Origin of the sequence: Streptomyces katrae (genome assembly GCF_002028425.1) — a bacterium.
GTDB classification, from domain to species: Bacteria; Actinomycetota; Actinomycetes; order Streptomycetales; family Streptomycetaceae; genus Streptomyces; species Streptomyces katrae_A.
The window spans coordinates 6,189,978-6,204,737 of record NZ_CP020042.1 but is presented as its reverse complement, the minus strand read 5'-3'; the positions used below and the strand labels follow the sequence as shown (position 1 = coordinate 6,204,737).

The following is a 14,760-nucleotide window of genomic DNA, read 5'->3' as shown; positions in this document are numbered from 1 at the left end:
GGGTGCGAAACCCTGCGGCCTCCCCCAACTGCCGCCGCCGCGCGCCGGTCCGCCCCGGACCGGCTCCGAGAAGCTTCCCGCGCCCGACCGACCGGTCGGGCGTTACGTCATCGTAATCCGACTGTACCTAGCGGTAACAAGTGGGCGCGTGCCACCTTTCCGATGCCACCGGCGCCGGCGGTACCCCCACTTTCCAAGCCACGCACCGGAGTTGTTCCCGACTTCGGCGTGGCCGACCGCAGGAGTTCCGCAGTGATCGGATTCCGCAAGGCCGGCAAGGACCGGGCCGCCCGGCGTCGTGTGCGGCGACTGGCCGGCGCCGGGATGGTCGTACCGCTCGCCGCCGGCGCGCTGCTCGTCGGCGGAGCCGGCCCGGCCGCCGCCGGGCCCGGGACCGGGCCGACCGCCGTCGTGTCCATGGGCGACAGCTACATCTCCGGCGAGGCCGGACGCTGGAAGGGCAACAGCCTGACCAACAGCGGGAGCAGGAACGGCACTGACCGGGCGTGGGTCAGTGGCAGCACCTACGACCCCGCGAAGGTGTACGGCAGCACGGCGGGCGGCTGCGACCGCTCCGACTCGGCCGAGGTGCTGAGCGCGGGCTCCGTCGCCGAGACGGCCGTGAACCTGGCCTGCTCGGGGGCGACCTCGCAGAACGTCTTCCGCGCCTCCAACGGCGGCGTGTCCTACAAGGGCGAGGCCCCGCAGGCCGACCAGCTGGCGGCCGTGGCCGCGAGCCGCAACGTGAAGGTCGTCGCCCTGTCCGTCGGCGGGAACGACCTGGGCTTCGCCGACATCATCAAGGAGTGCGCGCTCGACTTCGTGCTCTGGGGCTCGTACTGCTACGACGACCAGCAGGCGGCCGTCGACGCGAAGATCGACGGGGTGATGGCCGACGTCGGCAAGTCGGTGGACGAGATCCGGGCGGTGATGCGGCAGGCCGGGTACACCGACTCCTCGTACCGCATCGTGCTCCAGTCCTACCCCTCGCCGATCCCGCGCGGCGCCGAGAACCGCTACACCCAGAGCGACTGGAGCCGGCTCAACAGCGGCGGCTGTCCGTTCTGGAACCGTGATTCGGACTGGGCCCGCGACTCCCTGGTGCCGCAGCTGGCGAACCGCCTCAAGCAGGTCGCGGCGGACAAGGGCACCCAGTTCCTGGACCTGCGCGACATGATGCAGGGCCGCGAGGTCTGCGCCAAGGCCAGCAAGCAGGTCACCTCGACGGTCCCCGCGTCGGCGAAGACCAGCGAGTGGGCCCGCTGGATCGACAACAACGAGACGCAGGGCCCGATCCAGGAGTCCATGCACCCGAACTACTTCGGCCAGCTGGCCGTCGGCCGCTGCCTGGCCCTGGCCGCGGCCCAGCCCGCGGACTCGGCCTCCAGCTGCAAGAACACCGCCGGTGGCGACCAGAGCGGGATGTACCTGACATCCGCTCCGTAATGCGGTGAGGACCCGGGGGGGCGGGCTGTCATGATCGGGACGAGACCGCCCGCCCCCTCGGGGACGCCCGCAGCACGGAAGGAAGCCGACCGGACATGGCCGTCATCCACCGCACCACCATGAAGCCCGGCAAGCTGGAGCTGATCGCCGCCTGGCTCCCGGCCCGCCCCTGGTACACCGGAACCTCCGGGGCCCCGGAGCTGACCCGGGCCGGCGGGTTCCGGCTCGACGACCCGGAGGGCGAGGTGGGCATCGAGTTCGTGGTCGTCACCGACGTCTCCGGTACCGGGCCCGTGGCCTACCTCGTTCCGCTCACCTACCGCGGGGCCCCGCTCGGAGGTGCCGAGCAGGGGCTCGTCGGCACCTCCGAGCACGGGGTCCTCGGCACCCGCTGGATCTACGACGGCGCCCACGACCCGGTGCTCACCGAGCGGCTGCTCGCCCTCCTGCGGGGCGACGCCGAACCGCAGCACCAGAGCCTGACCGGCGTCCCCGACCCGGCCGTCGTCCCCGAGGCCGCCGAGGGCGCCCTGCCGGCCGGGGCGGCGGTGGTGGCCGTGGAGGACGGGCCGCAGGGCACCCGTCTCGTGGTGGAGGCGGGCGGGCGGCGGCTCGGCCTGGAACTGGTGCGGGTGCCGGAGGACGGCCTGACCGGCCCCGGCGCGCTCGGCCGGGTCACCGCCGAGTGGGAGCTGCCCGACGGGACGCGGGCGCGCGGGGCCGTCGCCGTGCTGCGGGAAGGCTGAACCGGGGCTGCGGCGCGCCCCCTACGCCGCCCGGCCCGAGCCCGTGAGCGCCTCCATCGCCGTGGTGAAGGCCGCCCGGCAGCGCAGCCAGTCCGGGTCCGGGGCCGGGGAGTGCAGGTCGACGAGCTTGGGCAGCAGGTCCGCCGAGAAGGCGCGGGCCGCCTCCGCCGGGAGCAGCGAGGGCAGGTTGTCGATGGCGATCACGTCGACCGGGCGGGTGCCGCCGCGCAGCCGCCGGACCGGGACCGTCCAGTCGGTGAGGCGGTCGTAGACCGGGAGCAGGTGCAGCTCTGATCCGGTGTCACAGGTGATGTCGGCGATCACCGAGAGCCGGCCGGTCCCGGTCTCCAGGTCCGCGGGGGTCAGGAAGGGCGGCACGGACCGGGTGGTCAGCACCGCGTTGACCAGGATGTCGTGGTCCAGCAGCGCGGCCCGGTCCAGCCGGCGGGTGGCCCCGCGCCCCCAGCGGGTGACCGCGATCCCGGCGGTGGCGAGGGCGTCGCAGGCACCGCGCCCGCTGCGGCCGCCCGCGCCGATCACCAGGGCCCGTAACCCGTCGGCCGGAGCGTCCCGCAGGCGGGCGTCCAGTTCCGGGCGGGGCGTCGGGACCAGGGGCGCGGTCAGCCGGCCGCGCGCGTGCAGGGCGGCCAGCGCGGCGCCCGCGTACCCGGCCCAGTAGCCGAAGGCGGCCAGCCGGCGGCCCTGGGCGTCGGCCAGGTACTCCAGGTCGAGCAGGGTCCCGCCGCCCGTGGCGAACCGCCGCAGCAGACCGGGCGCCTGGGGCTGGCCCTTGTAGGCGTGCCCGAAGTACACGTGCCGGTGGTGCAGGGCCTCGGGCGCGGGCGGGAGCTCCTTGAGGCCGAGGACGTACGCCGCAGCGGGCGCGGCCTGCGCCCAGGAGCCGGCCGGGGCGGTGCGGCAGCCAGCGGCGGCGTACGCGTCGAGCGGGAAGACGCGGTGGCCGGAATCCTCCACGGTGATCCGCACGCCCTGCCGGACGAGGAGCCCGGCGTCGTCGGGGGTCAGGGGCGCGCGCCGTTCGGTGGGTCGGGTCTCGCTGCGCATCCACAGCTGCGGGGTCTCGGCCATCGCTGTACCACCTGTCCGGTCAGAGGGGTGGGGCGAGCCAGCGCTCAAGCGATGTCTTTCCGCGTCCTTTACGCCGTACGCCGGATCGGGCCGGCAACTCCGGGCCCCCTGGCACCCCGTGCCCCGCCGGTCCTCCCCGGCCTCACGACCGGCGCCGACCCGGCGTCGGAACCGGCGCCCGCCCCGCTCCCGGGAGCCGGGTCACAGCTCCGGCAGCAGGTCGCGCAGCGGGGTCACGGCGCCCTCCGCGTAGGCCGCCCGCAGGGCCTCCGGGGACAGCCGCAGCCGCAGGATCCGCTCCGCGCGCGGCGGGCAGGCGGAGGCCGGGCGGTGTCCGGAGACGGCGCCGAGCAGCCGGGCGGCCAGCTCGTACCGTCCCAGGTCGGCCTCCAGCTGGGCCAGCAGCTCCACCGAGAGGGCCTGGCCCAGCCGGTCGCCCAGCGTGAACTGGGTCTCCAGGGAACGCAGCAGCCAGGTACGGGCCAGCGCGGGGCGGCCCTCGCGGCGCTGGAGGAGGGCCTGCGCGTAGCCGGCCCAGGACCGGGCCCAGGGGTCGGAGCCGTCGGACGCCCCGGCGCCGAAGGCGACGGCCGCCGGGTCGGTGTACGCGAGGGCCATGGCGAGGCCCGACTCCAGGGCCCGCCGCCCCGGCCCGTACTCGGGCTCCACCGGCAGCAGTTCGAGGGCCTCGCGGTACTCGTCGGCGGCCTCCTGCGGCCGGTCCCGCCACAGGGCGACGGTGCCCCGGACGTGCGCCAGGTAGGCCAGGACGGTGTCCTCCCCCTCCTGCACGGCCGTGGTCCAGGCCTCCACCAGCAGCGGATCGGCCGCCTCCGCCTGGCCGAAGCTCACCACCAGCCAGGCCGCCAGCCACAGGGCCCGGGCCGGCCGGGGCTGCGGGTGCAGGGCCAGCGCCCGCTCCAGGTGCCCGCGTCCCTCCTCCACCAGCCCGCACGCCGACCAGAGGAACCACAGCGACACGGCGATCTCCAGCGCGCCGGCGGGACCGGCGGGCGACCGCGGGTCCATCGCGAGGCGCAGCTCGGGCAGTTCCCGCAGGGCCAGGGCCCGGGCCTCCAGCTGCGCCCCCGACCGCCACAGCTGGGCGGCGCGTTCGGCGGTGATCCGGCAGCGCTCGTGGTGGCGGCGGACGGCGGTGGCCCCGTCCCCGAGCGGATCGCGGGCGAGCCGCCGGGCCGCGTAGGCCCGTACGGTCAGCGGCAGCCGGTAGCGGCCCGCGTACCCGGGCTCCGCCAGCAGCGCCGGGGCCAGCCGCCGCAGGGCCCGGGCGGCGGCCCCCGGGCCGAGCGCGCCGAACCCGCACACCTCGGCGACGGCGGCCTCGTCGAAGGAGCCCGCGAAGACCGAGAGCCGCGCCCACAGCAGCCGTTCCCCGGGGGCGGCCAGCCGGCACAGGCGCAGCGCGTCGGCCCCGCCCGCCCGGCCCGCGCCGCCGGCCAGGAACTCCAGCGGGTCGGCGGTCAGCCGGCGCAGCGCCTCGGCCGGGCCGTGGCCGCGGGTCCGCGCGGCCGCGAGCTCCAGCGCGCCGGGGATCCCGTCGAGGGCGCGGCACAGGGCGGCGACGGCCCCGGCGTTGTCCTCGGTGAGCTCGAAGCGGGGGTCGGCTCCCCGCGCCCGCTCCGTGTAGAGCCGTACGGCGGCGGACCGGGCCACGTCGGCCACCGCACACGGTGCGGCGGGGTCCTGCGGCGCGGCGGGCAGGGCCAGCGGGCCGACGGCCAGCAGGGCCTCCCCCGCCACGTCGAGGGTCCGCTGCGACGTGGCCAGAATCCGTACCCCCGGCCACCGCGCGAGCAGGTCCCCCACGACCTCCCCGGCCCGATCGCCCAGCTGCTCGCAGCCGTCCAGCACCAGCAGCGCCTCGCGCCCTTCGAGGCCCGCGCCGAGCTCGGCGGCCAGGTCGGCCGGGTGCGAGGGCCCCAGCCGGGACGTGTCGGCCCACACGATGTCGGCGCCGCGGCCGCCGCAGAGCTCGCGGACGGCGCGCACGGCGATCCTGGTCTTGCCCACTCCGGCCGGTCCCGTGAGCGTGACCAGGCGTTCTGTGGCCAGCAGGGTCACGGCGCGGGCCACTTCGGCGGCCCGGCCGACGAGGCTGGACAGCTCGGCGGGCACCACTTGAGGCATGCTCGAGCCGGGCTCCCCCATACGTCCTCCCGCTGCTCTCCTGGGGCTGCGCGCGCCACCCCCCACACGGCCGGCCGATGCGGCGGTTCGGCGCACGAAGAGAGATGATCAGTCGAAAGTCCGGTTAACCGGTCCGGGGCCGGGAAAACCGCCAGGGGTAAGTATGAACTCGGCCATTTCCGCCATTGACGACACCGACCGTGCACTGGTGCATGCCCTCCAGCTCGCGCCCCGCGCCAGCTGGGAGCGGCTGGCGCCGGTCCTGGGGGCGCGCCCGGAGACCCTGGCCCGGCGCTGGGAGCGGATGACGTCCGCCGGGGAGGCCTGGGTGTCGGGGCTGGGGCTGCGGACGGGCAGCCAGGCCCCGTGCATGGCGTGGGTGGAGGTGATGTGCGCGGCGGGCACCTCCCCGGCGGTGGGGGCGGCCCTGGTCGGCGACGCGCACACGATGGGGGTGGAGCACACCACCGGCGGCCGCGACCTGCTGGCCTTCGTGGCCGTGCCAGACCTGCACATGCTGTTCCGCTACCTGTCCTTCCGGGTGCAGCGGATCCCCGGGGTGACCGGGACCCGGTCCTCGATGGTCACGGCGGTGCACTCGGCCCCCGACCGCTGGCGGATGGACCACCTGTCCCCGGCGCAGGCAGCGCTGCTGACCGGGCGTACCCGGCGGGCCCCGGGCGCGCCGGGGGCGGTGGCGCCGCCGGTCGCCCCGGTGGCGCAGGAGGACCGGCCGCTGCTGATGGCGCTGGCCGCGGACGGGCGGCGCAGCGTGGCCTCGCTGGCGCGGGAGTCGGGGATGAGCGAGTCGACCGTACGGCGCCGGCTGGGACGGCTGGAGGCGGGGCAGGGCCTGCGCTACAGCTGTGCGATGGCCTCGGGGCTGTCCGGCTGGCCGGTCTCGGCGACCCTGTGGGCGGAGGTGCGCGAGCACGAGGTCGCCGACTGCGCGGCGGTGGCCGCGGGGCTGCGCGAGACGCGGACCTGTATGTCGGTGAGCGGCACCTGGAACTTCATGATCAGCGCCCGGCTGCGCACCATCGAGGGGCTGGCACGCTATACGGCCGACCTGTCCCGGCGGCTGCCGGGGCTGCGGATCGCCGATTCGGCGGTGGCGCTGCACGTACGCAAGTCGGAGGCGCAGGAGCTGGACCACACGGGGCGGCGGGTGCGGACGGTCCGGCCGGACATCTGGACGGATCCGGCGCCAGGGGTGGTGGACCAGCCCTGATCGGCAGGGCTGGGGCAGTGGTGCCCCCGGCGGGCGGGCGGCGCCGCGTACGCCACACCCGCAGTGGGTGACGTACGCGCCGCCGCACGCCCGCCGGGGGCGTGGAGGGGATCCCGGGACCGGGGGCCGCCCGGGGATCCGGGGTTTCAGTGCACGAAGGCCGGTTCCGGCGCCGGTTCCGCCGCCGCCTTCCTGGAGCCGAGGTGGTTGAACGCCAGGTTGAGCAGGATCGCGACCACGCATCCGGTGCTGATGCCGGAGTCGAGGACGACCAGCAGGTCCTTGGGGAAGGCGTGGTAGAAGTTCGGCGCCGCGATCGGGATCAGGCCGATGCCGACCGAGGCGGCGACGATGAGGGCGTTCTCGCCCTTCTCCATGGCCGCCCCCGCCAGGGTCTGGATGCCGCTGGCCGCCACCGAGCCGAAGAGCACGATGCCGGCCCCGCCGAGGACGGGCAGCGGGACGACCCCGATGACGGAGGCGGCCACCGGACACAGGCCCAGCAGGATCAGGATGCCGCCGCCCGCGGCGACGACGAAGCGGCTGCGGACCTTGGTCATCGCGACGAGTCCGATGTTCTGCGCGAAGGCGCTGCACATGAACCCGTTGAACAGGGGGCTGAGCGCGCTGCCGAGGGTGTCGGCGCGCAGGCCGCCCTCGATGGTCCTCGCGTCCGCCGGACGGCCGACGATCTTGCCGAGGGCCAGGATGTCCGCGGTGGACTCGGTCATGCAGACCAGCATCACGATGCACATCGAGAGGACGGCCGCGACCTGGAACTGCGGGGCGCCGAAGTGGAAGGGGGTCGGGAAGCCGACGAGGTCCGCGTTCCGGACGGCGTCGAAGTGCGCCATGCCCAGCGGTATCGCGATGACGGTGCCCGCGACCAGGCCGAGGAGGATGGAGATCTGCTGGAGGAAACCGCGCAGGAACTTGCGCATCACCAGGACGATCGCCAGGGTGAGCGCAGCCATGCCGATGTTCTTCATGGAGCCGTAGTCGGTGGCGGTGCGGTTGCCGCCCTGGGACCAGTTGAAGGCCACGGGGAGCAGCGAGACGCCGATCAGGGTGATGACGGTGCCGGTGACCACGGGCGGGAAGAACCGGACGAGCTTGCCGAAGTAGGGGGCGGCGAGGAAGCCGGCGAGTCCGGCGACGATGATCGCGCCGAAGATGACGGGGATGGCGTCGTGTCCCTGCCCCTTTCCGATGGCGATCATCGGGGTCACGCCGGCGAAGGACACGCCGTTGACGAAGGGGAGTTTGGCGCCGATCTTCCAGAACCCGAGGGTCTGGAGGAGGGTGGCGAGCCCTGCGGTGAAGAGGGAGGCGCCCATCAGGAAGGCGGTCTCGGTGGCGGAGAGGCCCACGGCGGGGCCGACGATCATGGGCGGGGCCACGACACCCGCGTACATGGCTGCCACGTGCTGGAGGCCGCTGGTGAACATGCGGAGCGGAGGCAGGGTCTCGTCGACCGGGTGCTTCTCCTCCGGTACTGCGACTGCATCTTTGCGAAACCTGGGCGCATCGGCCACGGCTTCCTCCGGTCGGTTAAACACGTCGGCAGGGACGTGGGTGTCAGGGAGGTGGTGCGAAAGCGTGCTGGTCGAGCCTGTATGGAGTTGTGGGTGGAGCGACTTCTGCTGTCCCAAGGGGTGCGGAATCGATTCGCCCAAAACCGCTTCCGCGCGGTGGTTCCGGCCCGGTCGGGGCTGGGGGTGCCGTGGCAGTGGCGCGGGTGGCGCGCCGTGCGGGGAGGGGGTGTCACGCGTCACCGCCCCGGGGGCGCCGTCGGATCTCTCCTCGGGCGCTTCCCGGGAACGGCTGCCGCGGACCCCGCTCGGGTCCGCGGCGGCCGGCCGGGGGCCGTCCCCCCCGGCCGGACTCCGTGGGGATCAGGCCTGCGCGGTGATCCGGGCCAGGCGCTGGGCCTCCTCGCGGGTGGACACCGCGATGGCGTCCTCGTCCGCGAAGAGCAGCCGGTTGTTCTCGACGATCTGCTTGCCGTTGACGAACGAGGCGGTGACCGGGGCGGCCGCGCCGAAGACGAGCGCGGTGACCGGGTCGGCGATCGAGGAGTGCAGGAAGGTGTTCAGGTTCCACAGCACCAGGTCGGCGCACTTGCCGACCTCGAGCGAGCCGATGTTGTCGGCGCGGCCGAGGACCTGCGCACCGCCGTAGGTGCCCAGGCGCAGCGACTGGCGGGCGTTGAGCGCGGCCTCGCGGTGCACCGGGTTCAGACGGTTGATCAGCAGCGCGTTGCGCAGCTCGGTGTGCAGCTCGCCGGACTCGTTGGAGGCGGTGCCGTCCACGCCGAGGCCGACCGGGACGCCGGCGGCCAGCATGTCCGGGACGCGGGCGATGCCGGCGGCCAGACGGGCGTTGGAGGACGGGCAGTGCGCGACACCGGTCCTGGTGCGGGCGAACGCGGCGATGTCGGAGTCGTTCATGTGGACGCTGTGCGCCATCCACACGTCCTCACCGAGCCAGCCGGTCGACTCGAAGTAGTCGGTCGGGCCCATGCCGAAGAGCTCGTGGCAGAACTTCTCCTCCTCGACGGTCTCCGAGCCGTGCGTGTGCATGCGCACACCGAGGCGGCGGGCCAGCTCGGCGCCCTGCTTCAGCAGCTCGGTGGAGACCGAGAAGGGGGAGCACGGGGCGACGGCGACCTGGGTCATCGCGTCGAAGGAGGCGTCGTGGTACTTCTTCACGGTCGCCTCGGTGTCCGCGAGGGCACCCTCAAGGGTCTCGACGGCGTGGTCCGGCGGCAGGCCGCCGTCCTTCTCGCTGCGGTCCATGGAGCCGCGGGCGAGGGTGAAGCGGACGCCCATCTCGGACGCGGCGCGGATGATCGCGCCGGAGAGGTCGCCGGAGTTCTTGGGGTAGACGTAGTGGTGGTCCATCGCGGTGGTGACACCGCCACGGGCCATCGCGGCCAGGGAGCCCTGGGCCGCCGAGTACGCCATCTGCTCGTCGATGCGCGCCCAGGTCGGGTACAGCGCGACGAGCCAGTTGAAGAGGTTGTGGTCGGTGGCCAGACCACGCGTGATCCACTGGTAGAAGTGGTGGTGCGTGTTGACCAGACCGGGGGTCACGAGGTGCCCGGTGCCGTCGATGCGGCGGACGACGTTCTCGAGGTTCTCGGGGGCGTTGCCCGCGCCGACGAACTCGATCTTGTTGCCTGCGATGACGACGTGACCCGAGGCGTACTCGGTGTCGTTGGCGTCGACGGTCGCGATCGCACAGTTCTCGATGACGATGCGCTCTACGGCGCCGTCATGGGCTGCCGATGCTGCCATGGGACTTCCTCGTGCTTTCAGTGGCGGTGCGGGCACGGCAAAACCCTGGGGATTTGAGTGCCGGAGCCGGGGGCCTGACAGCTGACAGTACTGCCGCCCCGTGTGATGCGTCCGGGTGCCGATTCAGGAAGCTGTGGGGGTGTCGCCCCGGGGCCACTGCGGAGCCCCGGGACGCGCGTGCACTGCTCAGAGGGTGGTTCAGAGGTTGGTCATGTCCACGGGGATACGGGCGTCGGCGCCGTCGCGGAGGACCGTCGCCTCGATCAGACCGTACGGACGGTCCGCGGCGAAGTACACCTCGTTGTCGTTCTTGAGGCCGAAGGGCTCCAGGTCGACGAGGAAGTGGTGCTTGTTCGGGAGCGAGAAGCGGACCTCGTCGATCTCCGAACGGTGGTTGATGATGCGCGAACCCATCTGGTACAGGGTCTGCTGCAGCGAGAGGGAGTAGGTCTCCGCGAAGGCCTGGAGCATGTGCTTCTTGGTCTCGGCGTAGGACTTCTCCCAGTTGGGCATCCGCTGCTCGTCGTCCGACCAGTTGAAGCGCCAGCGGCCCGACACCTGGGTGGCCAGGATGCGGTCGTACGCCTCCTGCAGGGTCGTGTACTTGTCCTTCACGTAGCCCCAGAACTCCGAGTTGGTGGAGTTCATGACGATCAGGTCCTTGAGGCCGGAGATGACCTCCCAGTTCTGGCCGTCGTACGTGATCTGGGTGACGCGGGTCTCCATGCCCTTGCGGACGAAGGAGTGGTTGACCTCGTCGGAGCCGATGAACTTCGAGTTGGCGTCCGAGGTGGCGATCCGGTCCCAGGCGTACTCCTCGATCCGGATGCGCGCGCGCTGGATCGGCTCCTGGCTGTTCACGAACCAGCGGGCCAGGTGGATGCCGAACTGCTCGGCGGACTCGATGCCGTACTCCTTGGCGAACGCGTACACCGTGTTCTTGGTGGTGTCCGTCGGGAGGACGTTGGCGTTCGAGCCGGAGTAGTGGACGTCGTCCATGTCGCCGGAGAGGGCGACCGAGACGTTCAGGTCCTTGATGTGGTGCGTGTCGCCGTCCCGCGTGATCTTGACGACGCGGTTCTCTGCTTTGCCGTACTGGTTCTGGCCCAGAATCGTGGCCATGCTAGCTCCCTCGGTAAACGGAGTAGCCGAACGGGTTGAGCAGCAGCGGTACGTGGTAGTGCTCGCCCGGGTTCACCGCGAAGGTGATGGTGACCTCGGGGAAGAACGCACCGCTGTCCCTTACGCGGGGGGCGTCCTGCTGCGCCTCGGCTTGCTTCTTTTCGAAGTACGTCTCGGTCTCGAAGTCGAGACGCACGTGTGTGGTGCCCTCCGGCAGGGCCGGCAGGTCCTTGCAGCGCCCGTCGGCGTCGGTGGCGGAGCCGCCCAGGGCCGCCCACTCGCCGTCGAGGCCCGCGCGGGCCGACAGGGAGATGGCGACGCCCTCGGCGGGACGGCCGATGCTGGTGTCCAGAATGTGCGTGGACACCGACGCGGTGGTCTCGGTGCTCATGTTCACTCTCCTTCTGCGAGCTCGACGAGCCGGGTCAGACGGATCCGGTTGATCTTCACCAGTTCGCCGCGAGCGATCTCCCGCTCCTGCTCCGGCGTGTTCTCGATCCGGACCTTGACCGAGTCCCGCATGAACTCACCGGTGGCACCGGTGGCGCAGATGAGGAACACGTGGCCGAACTTGTCCTGGTAGGCCAGGTTCAGTTCGAGGAGCTCGTTCTTGAGCTCGTCCGAGGCACCGGCCATGCCACGCTGCTCGCGGGCGGAGGTCGGGTCTCCCGGCTTCGGCCGGCCGATCGGCGCGTGGCCTCCCATCGCCTCGCCCAGGTCGTCCGCGGTGAGCTCCGCCATGGCGGCCTCGTTCGCGGCGTACAGGGATTCGGCGGTGGCGAAGGGGCGCTGGGCGAGCATCTTGCTCCCCCACGCCGAGCTGGCGCACACCTCGTGCAGCTCGGCCGCGGCCGCGCTGTCGTCCAAGGCGTTGAACCGGGTCAGACCCGGGGTCGGGCTCGAAGTCACGGTAGGCCTCCGTGGCCTGTTGTTGCTTTGACGGGCTGCGCATAGCTAACGCCCTCGACAACACGGCGTCAACACTTTGTTGAAACTTCCTGTACACAAAAGCCGCCGCCCGGATGAATTGGGCGGCGGCTCGTGACCGTCGGTGGAGCGTCCCTCACTCCGGGCTGTTCTGCTTCGCTGTCTTGTTCGGCCGATTCTGAGCGGCGGAGTCCCGGTTCAAATAGTTGTAGACCGTGAAACGGCTGACACCCAGGGCGCCCGCCACCGTTTCCACGCCGTGCCGGACGGAGAAGGCTCCCCGCGCCTCCAGTATGCGTACCACGTCCTGCTTGGACTTCCGGTCGAGCTGCGCCAGAGGGACCCCGTGCCGCCGTTCCAGCGCGGCCAGGATGTGGTCCAGGGAGTCCGACAGCTGCGGCAGGCGCACGGCCACCACCTCCTGCCCCTCCCACGTCAGCACGACGTCGTCGGGCTCGGCCCCGGCCGGGTCCATGAGCTCGCCGCCCATCGCGTCCACGAGCGGCTTGACCGCGGTGACGAACGGGTGGTCGCGGGGCTCGGTCATGCGCCCTCCTCACCGATCACATTGACCTGGAGCGAGACGCGGGTGGCGCCGGCGTCCAGCGCGTCGCGCAGCAGCGCGGCCACCGCTCCCAGCACCCGGTCGGAATCGCCCTCGGCCGTATTGCCGAACGGGCCCACGTCGACCGCGTCCAGCCGGGCCTTCTGGATGACCTCGCGGGCGGCAACGGCGTGGGCGGGGGCCTCTTCGAGGTCGAAGGGCTCGGTCGTGAACTCCACTCTCAATCGCACGCCGTCAAGCTACCCGGCAGTCGTGAGATTCCGGGAGCCGGCACTTGACAAGTCGGACGCCCTGCTTGCAGTCTTCCATCAAGCAGAAACTAACTTCCGCAATACGGAAGGAGCGCACACCCCTCATGGGATACTCGGACCAGCGCTTCGATGTGAACCTTTCGATCCTCTTCACGGAACTCCCGCTCCTGGAGCGTCCCGCGGCCGCCGCCGCGGCGGGCTTCACCGCGGTCGAGCTGTGGTGGCCCTGGATCGAGACCCCCACCCCCGCTCAGGAGGAGCTGGACGCCCTCAAGAAGGCTCTTGAGGACGCCGGCACCCAGCTGGTGGGCCTGAACTTCTACGCCGGCCAGCTCCCGGGCCCGGACCGCGGCGCGGTCTCGGTCCCCGGGGAGGAGTCGGACCGCTTCAACGCCAACATCAACGTCGCGGCGGACTTCGCCGCCTCGGTCGGCTGCAAGGCGCTCAACGCCCTCTACGGCAACCGCGTCGAGGGCGTGGACCCGGCCGTCCAGGACGAGCTGGCCCTGAAGAACCTGGTCGTCGCGGCGCAGGCCGCGGACCGCGTGGGCGCGATCCTCCTGATCGAGACCCTCAACAAGCCCGAGTCGCCGCTCTACCCGCTGGTGAGCGCCCCGGCCGGCATCGAGGTGGTGGACAAGGTGAACGAGGCCACCGGCCTCGCCAACGCCAAGTTCCTCCTCGACCTGTACCACCTGGCGATGAACGATGAGGACCTCTCCGAGGTCATCGAAAAGTACGCCGCCAAGACCGGGCACGTCCAGATCGCGGACAAGCCCGGACGCGGTGCCCCGGGCACCGGCGAGCTGCCCCTCGAGGATCTTCTCGACCAGCTCAAGAAGGCCGGCTACCAGGGCTTTGTCGGCCTGGAGTACAAGGCCGCCGACGCCGCCGCGTCCTTCGACTGGCTGCCGGCCGAGGCCCGCGCCGCCAGGTAAGGGGACAAAGTCCGGGCGATCAGCCAGGCACCTCACGCACTTTTCGTACGATGCATTAAGAGAAGGACCCTCATCATGAGCAACCCCGCCGCGCTCCCGAAGATTGCCTGGATCGGACTCGGAATCATGGGCTCCCCCATGTCCGAGAACCTTCTGAAGGCCGGCTACTCGGTCACCGGCTTCACCCTCGAGCAGGACAAGCTGGACCGCCTGGCCGCCGCCGGCGGCACCGCCGCCGGCTCGATCGCCGAGGCCGTCGCGGACGCCGACGTGATCATCACGATGGTCCCCGCCTCCCCGCAGGTCGAGGCCATCAACTACGGCCCCGCCGGCATCCTGGAGAACGCCAAGTCCGGCGCGCTCATCATCGACATGTCGTCGATCACCCCCCAGACCTCCATCGACCTGGCGAAGAACGCCGCCGAGAAGGGCATCCGCGTCATCGACGCCCCGGTGTCCGGCGGCGAGGCCGGCGCCATCGAGGCCGTCCTGTCGATCATGGTGGGTGGCGAGCAGGCCGACTTCGACGCGGCCCTGCCGATCCTCGAGGCCCTCGGCAAGGTCATCGTCCTGTGCGGCCCGCACGGCTCCGGCCAGACGGTGAAGGCCGCCAACCAGCTCATCGTCGCGGTGAACATCCAGGCGTGCGCCGAGGCCGTCGTCTTCCTCGAGAAGTCCGGCGTGAACCTCGAGGCCGCCCTCGACGTCCTCAACGGCGGTCTGGCCGGCTCCACGGTGCTGACCCGCAAGAAGGACAACTTCCTGAACCGCGACTTCAAGCCCGGTTTCCGGATCGACCTGCACCACAAGGACATGGGCATCGTCACCGACGCCGCCCGCAACGTCGGTGCCGCCCTGCCCGTCGGCGCGGTCGTCGCCCAGCTCGTCGCCTCCCTGCGCGCCCAGGGTGACGGCGGCCTGGACCACTCCGCCCTGCTCCGCGCGGTCGAGCGCCTCTCCGGCGCCCAGGTCTGATCCACCCCGGCGGCCCGCTCCCC

The 14,760-nt window shown here is 72.2% G+C and carries 14 protein-coding genes; 5 read left to right on the top strand and 9 right to left on the bottom strand.

What is annotated here, in order from left to right:
* The first annotated feature begins 162 nt into the window (after nucleotides 1–162).
* Together B4U46_RS28110 and B4U46_RS28105 are read left to right on the top strand one after the other, a co-directional pair.
* Entirely contained in the window at nucleotides 163–1,446 is a 1,284-nt protein-coding gene (locus B4U46_RS28110) for a GDSL-type esterase/lipase family protein (protein WP_079430432.1), read from the top strand.
* A 95-nt stretch (nucleotides 1,447–1,541) separates the two neighbouring features.
* Nucleotides 1,542–2,192 (top strand): maltokinase N-terminal cap-like domain-containing protein, encoded by a 651-nt coding sequence (locus tag B4U46_RS28105; protein ID WP_079430431.1) that lies wholly within the window; start codon nucleotides 1,542–1,544, stop codon nucleotides 2,190–2,192.
* Between the two features lie 21 nt (nucleotides 2,193–2,213).
* Here the strand turns inward: B4U46_RS28105 and B4U46_RS28100 are convergent, their stop codons facing one another.
* Together B4U46_RS28100 and B4U46_RS28095 are read right to left on the bottom strand one after the other, a co-directional pair.
* Entirely contained in the window at nucleotides 2,214–3,281 is a 1,068-nt protein-coding gene (locus tag B4U46_RS28100; RefSeq protein WP_079430430.1) for a saccharopine dehydrogenase, read from the bottom strand.
* A 201-nt stretch (nucleotides 3,282–3,482) separates the two neighbouring features.
* Nucleotides 3,483–5,429 carry an ATP-binding protein gene (locus tag B4U46_RS28095; RefSeq protein ID WP_123995249.1) on the bottom strand — a complete coding sequence of 649 codons (1,947 nt, stop codon included), beginning with the start codon at nucleotides 5,427–5,429 and terminating at the stop codon, nucleotides 3,483–3,485.
* A gap of 163 nt (nucleotides 5,430–5,592) precedes the next feature.
* On the opposite strand from B4U46_RS28095, the gene B4U46_RS28090 reads away from it, so the two are divergent.
* Nucleotides 5,593–6,660 (top strand): Lrp/AsnC family transcriptional regulator, encoded by a 1,068-nt coding sequence (locus tag B4U46_RS28090; RefSeq protein WP_100862556.1) that lies wholly within the window; start codon nucleotides 5,593–5,595, stop codon nucleotides 6,658–6,660.
* A gap of 146 nt (nucleotides 6,661–6,806) precedes the next feature.
* Here B4U46_RS28090 and B4U46_RS28085 read toward each other — a convergent pair whose 3' ends face one another.
* The 7 genes from B4U46_RS28085 to B4U46_RS28055 all read right to left on the bottom strand — a co-directional run bounded on the left by B4U46_RS28085 (nucleotide 6,807) and on the right by B4U46_RS28055 (nucleotide 12,803).
* Nucleotides 6,807–8,195 carry a nucleobase:cation symporter-2 family protein gene (locus B4U46_RS28085; protein ID WP_079430427.1) on the bottom strand — a complete coding sequence of 463 codons (1,389 nt, stop codon included), beginning with the start codon at nucleotides 8,193–8,195 and terminating at the stop codon, nucleotides 6,807–6,809.
* A 360-nt stretch (nucleotides 8,196–8,555) separates the two neighbouring features.
* Complete coding sequence (locus tag B4U46_RS28080; protein WP_079430426.1) at nucleotides 8,556–9,959, bottom strand: 8-oxoguanine deaminase; 1,404 nt, start codon at nucleotides 9,957–9,959, stop codon at nucleotides 8,556–8,558.
* A gap of 198 nt (nucleotides 9,960–10,157) precedes the next feature.
* Complete coding sequence (gene pucL, locus B4U46_RS28075) at nucleotides 10,158–11,081, bottom strand: factor-independent urate hydroxylase (protein ID WP_045947381.1); 924 nt, start codon at nucleotides 11,079–11,081, stop codon at nucleotides 10,158–10,160.
* Between the two features lies 1 nt (nucleotide 11,082).
* Nucleotides 11,083–11,472 carry a hydroxyisourate hydrolase gene (gene uraH, locus B4U46_RS28070; RefSeq protein ID WP_079430425.1) on the bottom strand — a complete coding sequence of 130 codons (390 nt, stop codon included), beginning with the start codon at nucleotides 11,470–11,472 and terminating at the stop codon, nucleotides 11,083–11,085.
* Between the two features lie 2 nt (nucleotides 11,473–11,474).
* Complete coding sequence (gene uraD, locus B4U46_RS28065; protein WP_079430424.1) at nucleotides 11,475–11,990, bottom strand: 2-oxo-4-hydroxy-4-carboxy-5-ureidoimidazoline decarboxylase; 516 nt, start codon at nucleotides 11,988–11,990, stop codon at nucleotides 11,475–11,477.
* A 154-nt stretch (nucleotides 11,991–12,144) separates the two neighbouring features.
* Nucleotides 12,145–12,555 carry a helix-turn-helix domain-containing protein gene (locus tag B4U46_RS28060; protein WP_079430423.1) on the bottom strand — a complete coding sequence of 137 codons (411 nt, stop codon included), beginning with the start codon at nucleotides 12,553–12,555 and terminating at the stop codon, nucleotides 12,145–12,147.
* Nucleotides 12,552–12,803: a hypothetical protein gene (locus B4U46_RS28055; protein ID WP_079430422.1), complete on the bottom strand. Its 252-nt coding sequence runs from the start codon at nucleotides 12,801–12,803 to the stop codon at nucleotides 12,552–12,554. Before B4U46_RS28055 ends, B4U46_RS28060 begins: the two co-directional genes overlap by 4 nt.
* A gap of 125 nt (nucleotides 12,804–12,928) precedes the next feature.
* Between B4U46_RS28055 and B4U46_RS28050 the strand changes: the two genes are divergently transcribed.
* Nucleotides 12,929–13,762 carry a TIM barrel protein gene (locus B4U46_RS28050; protein ID WP_079430421.1) on the top strand — a complete coding sequence of 278 codons (834 nt, stop codon included), beginning with the start codon at nucleotides 12,929–12,931 and terminating at the stop codon, nucleotides 13,760–13,762.
* A 75-nt stretch (nucleotides 13,763–13,837) separates the two neighbouring features.
* A complete protein-coding gene (locus tag B4U46_RS28045; RefSeq protein ID WP_079430420.1) occupies nucleotides 13,838–14,737 on the top strand; it encodes a 2-hydroxy-3-oxopropionate reductase in 900 nt (299 codons plus the stop codon).
* The last annotated feature ends 23 nt before the right edge of the window (nucleotides 14,738–14,760 follow it).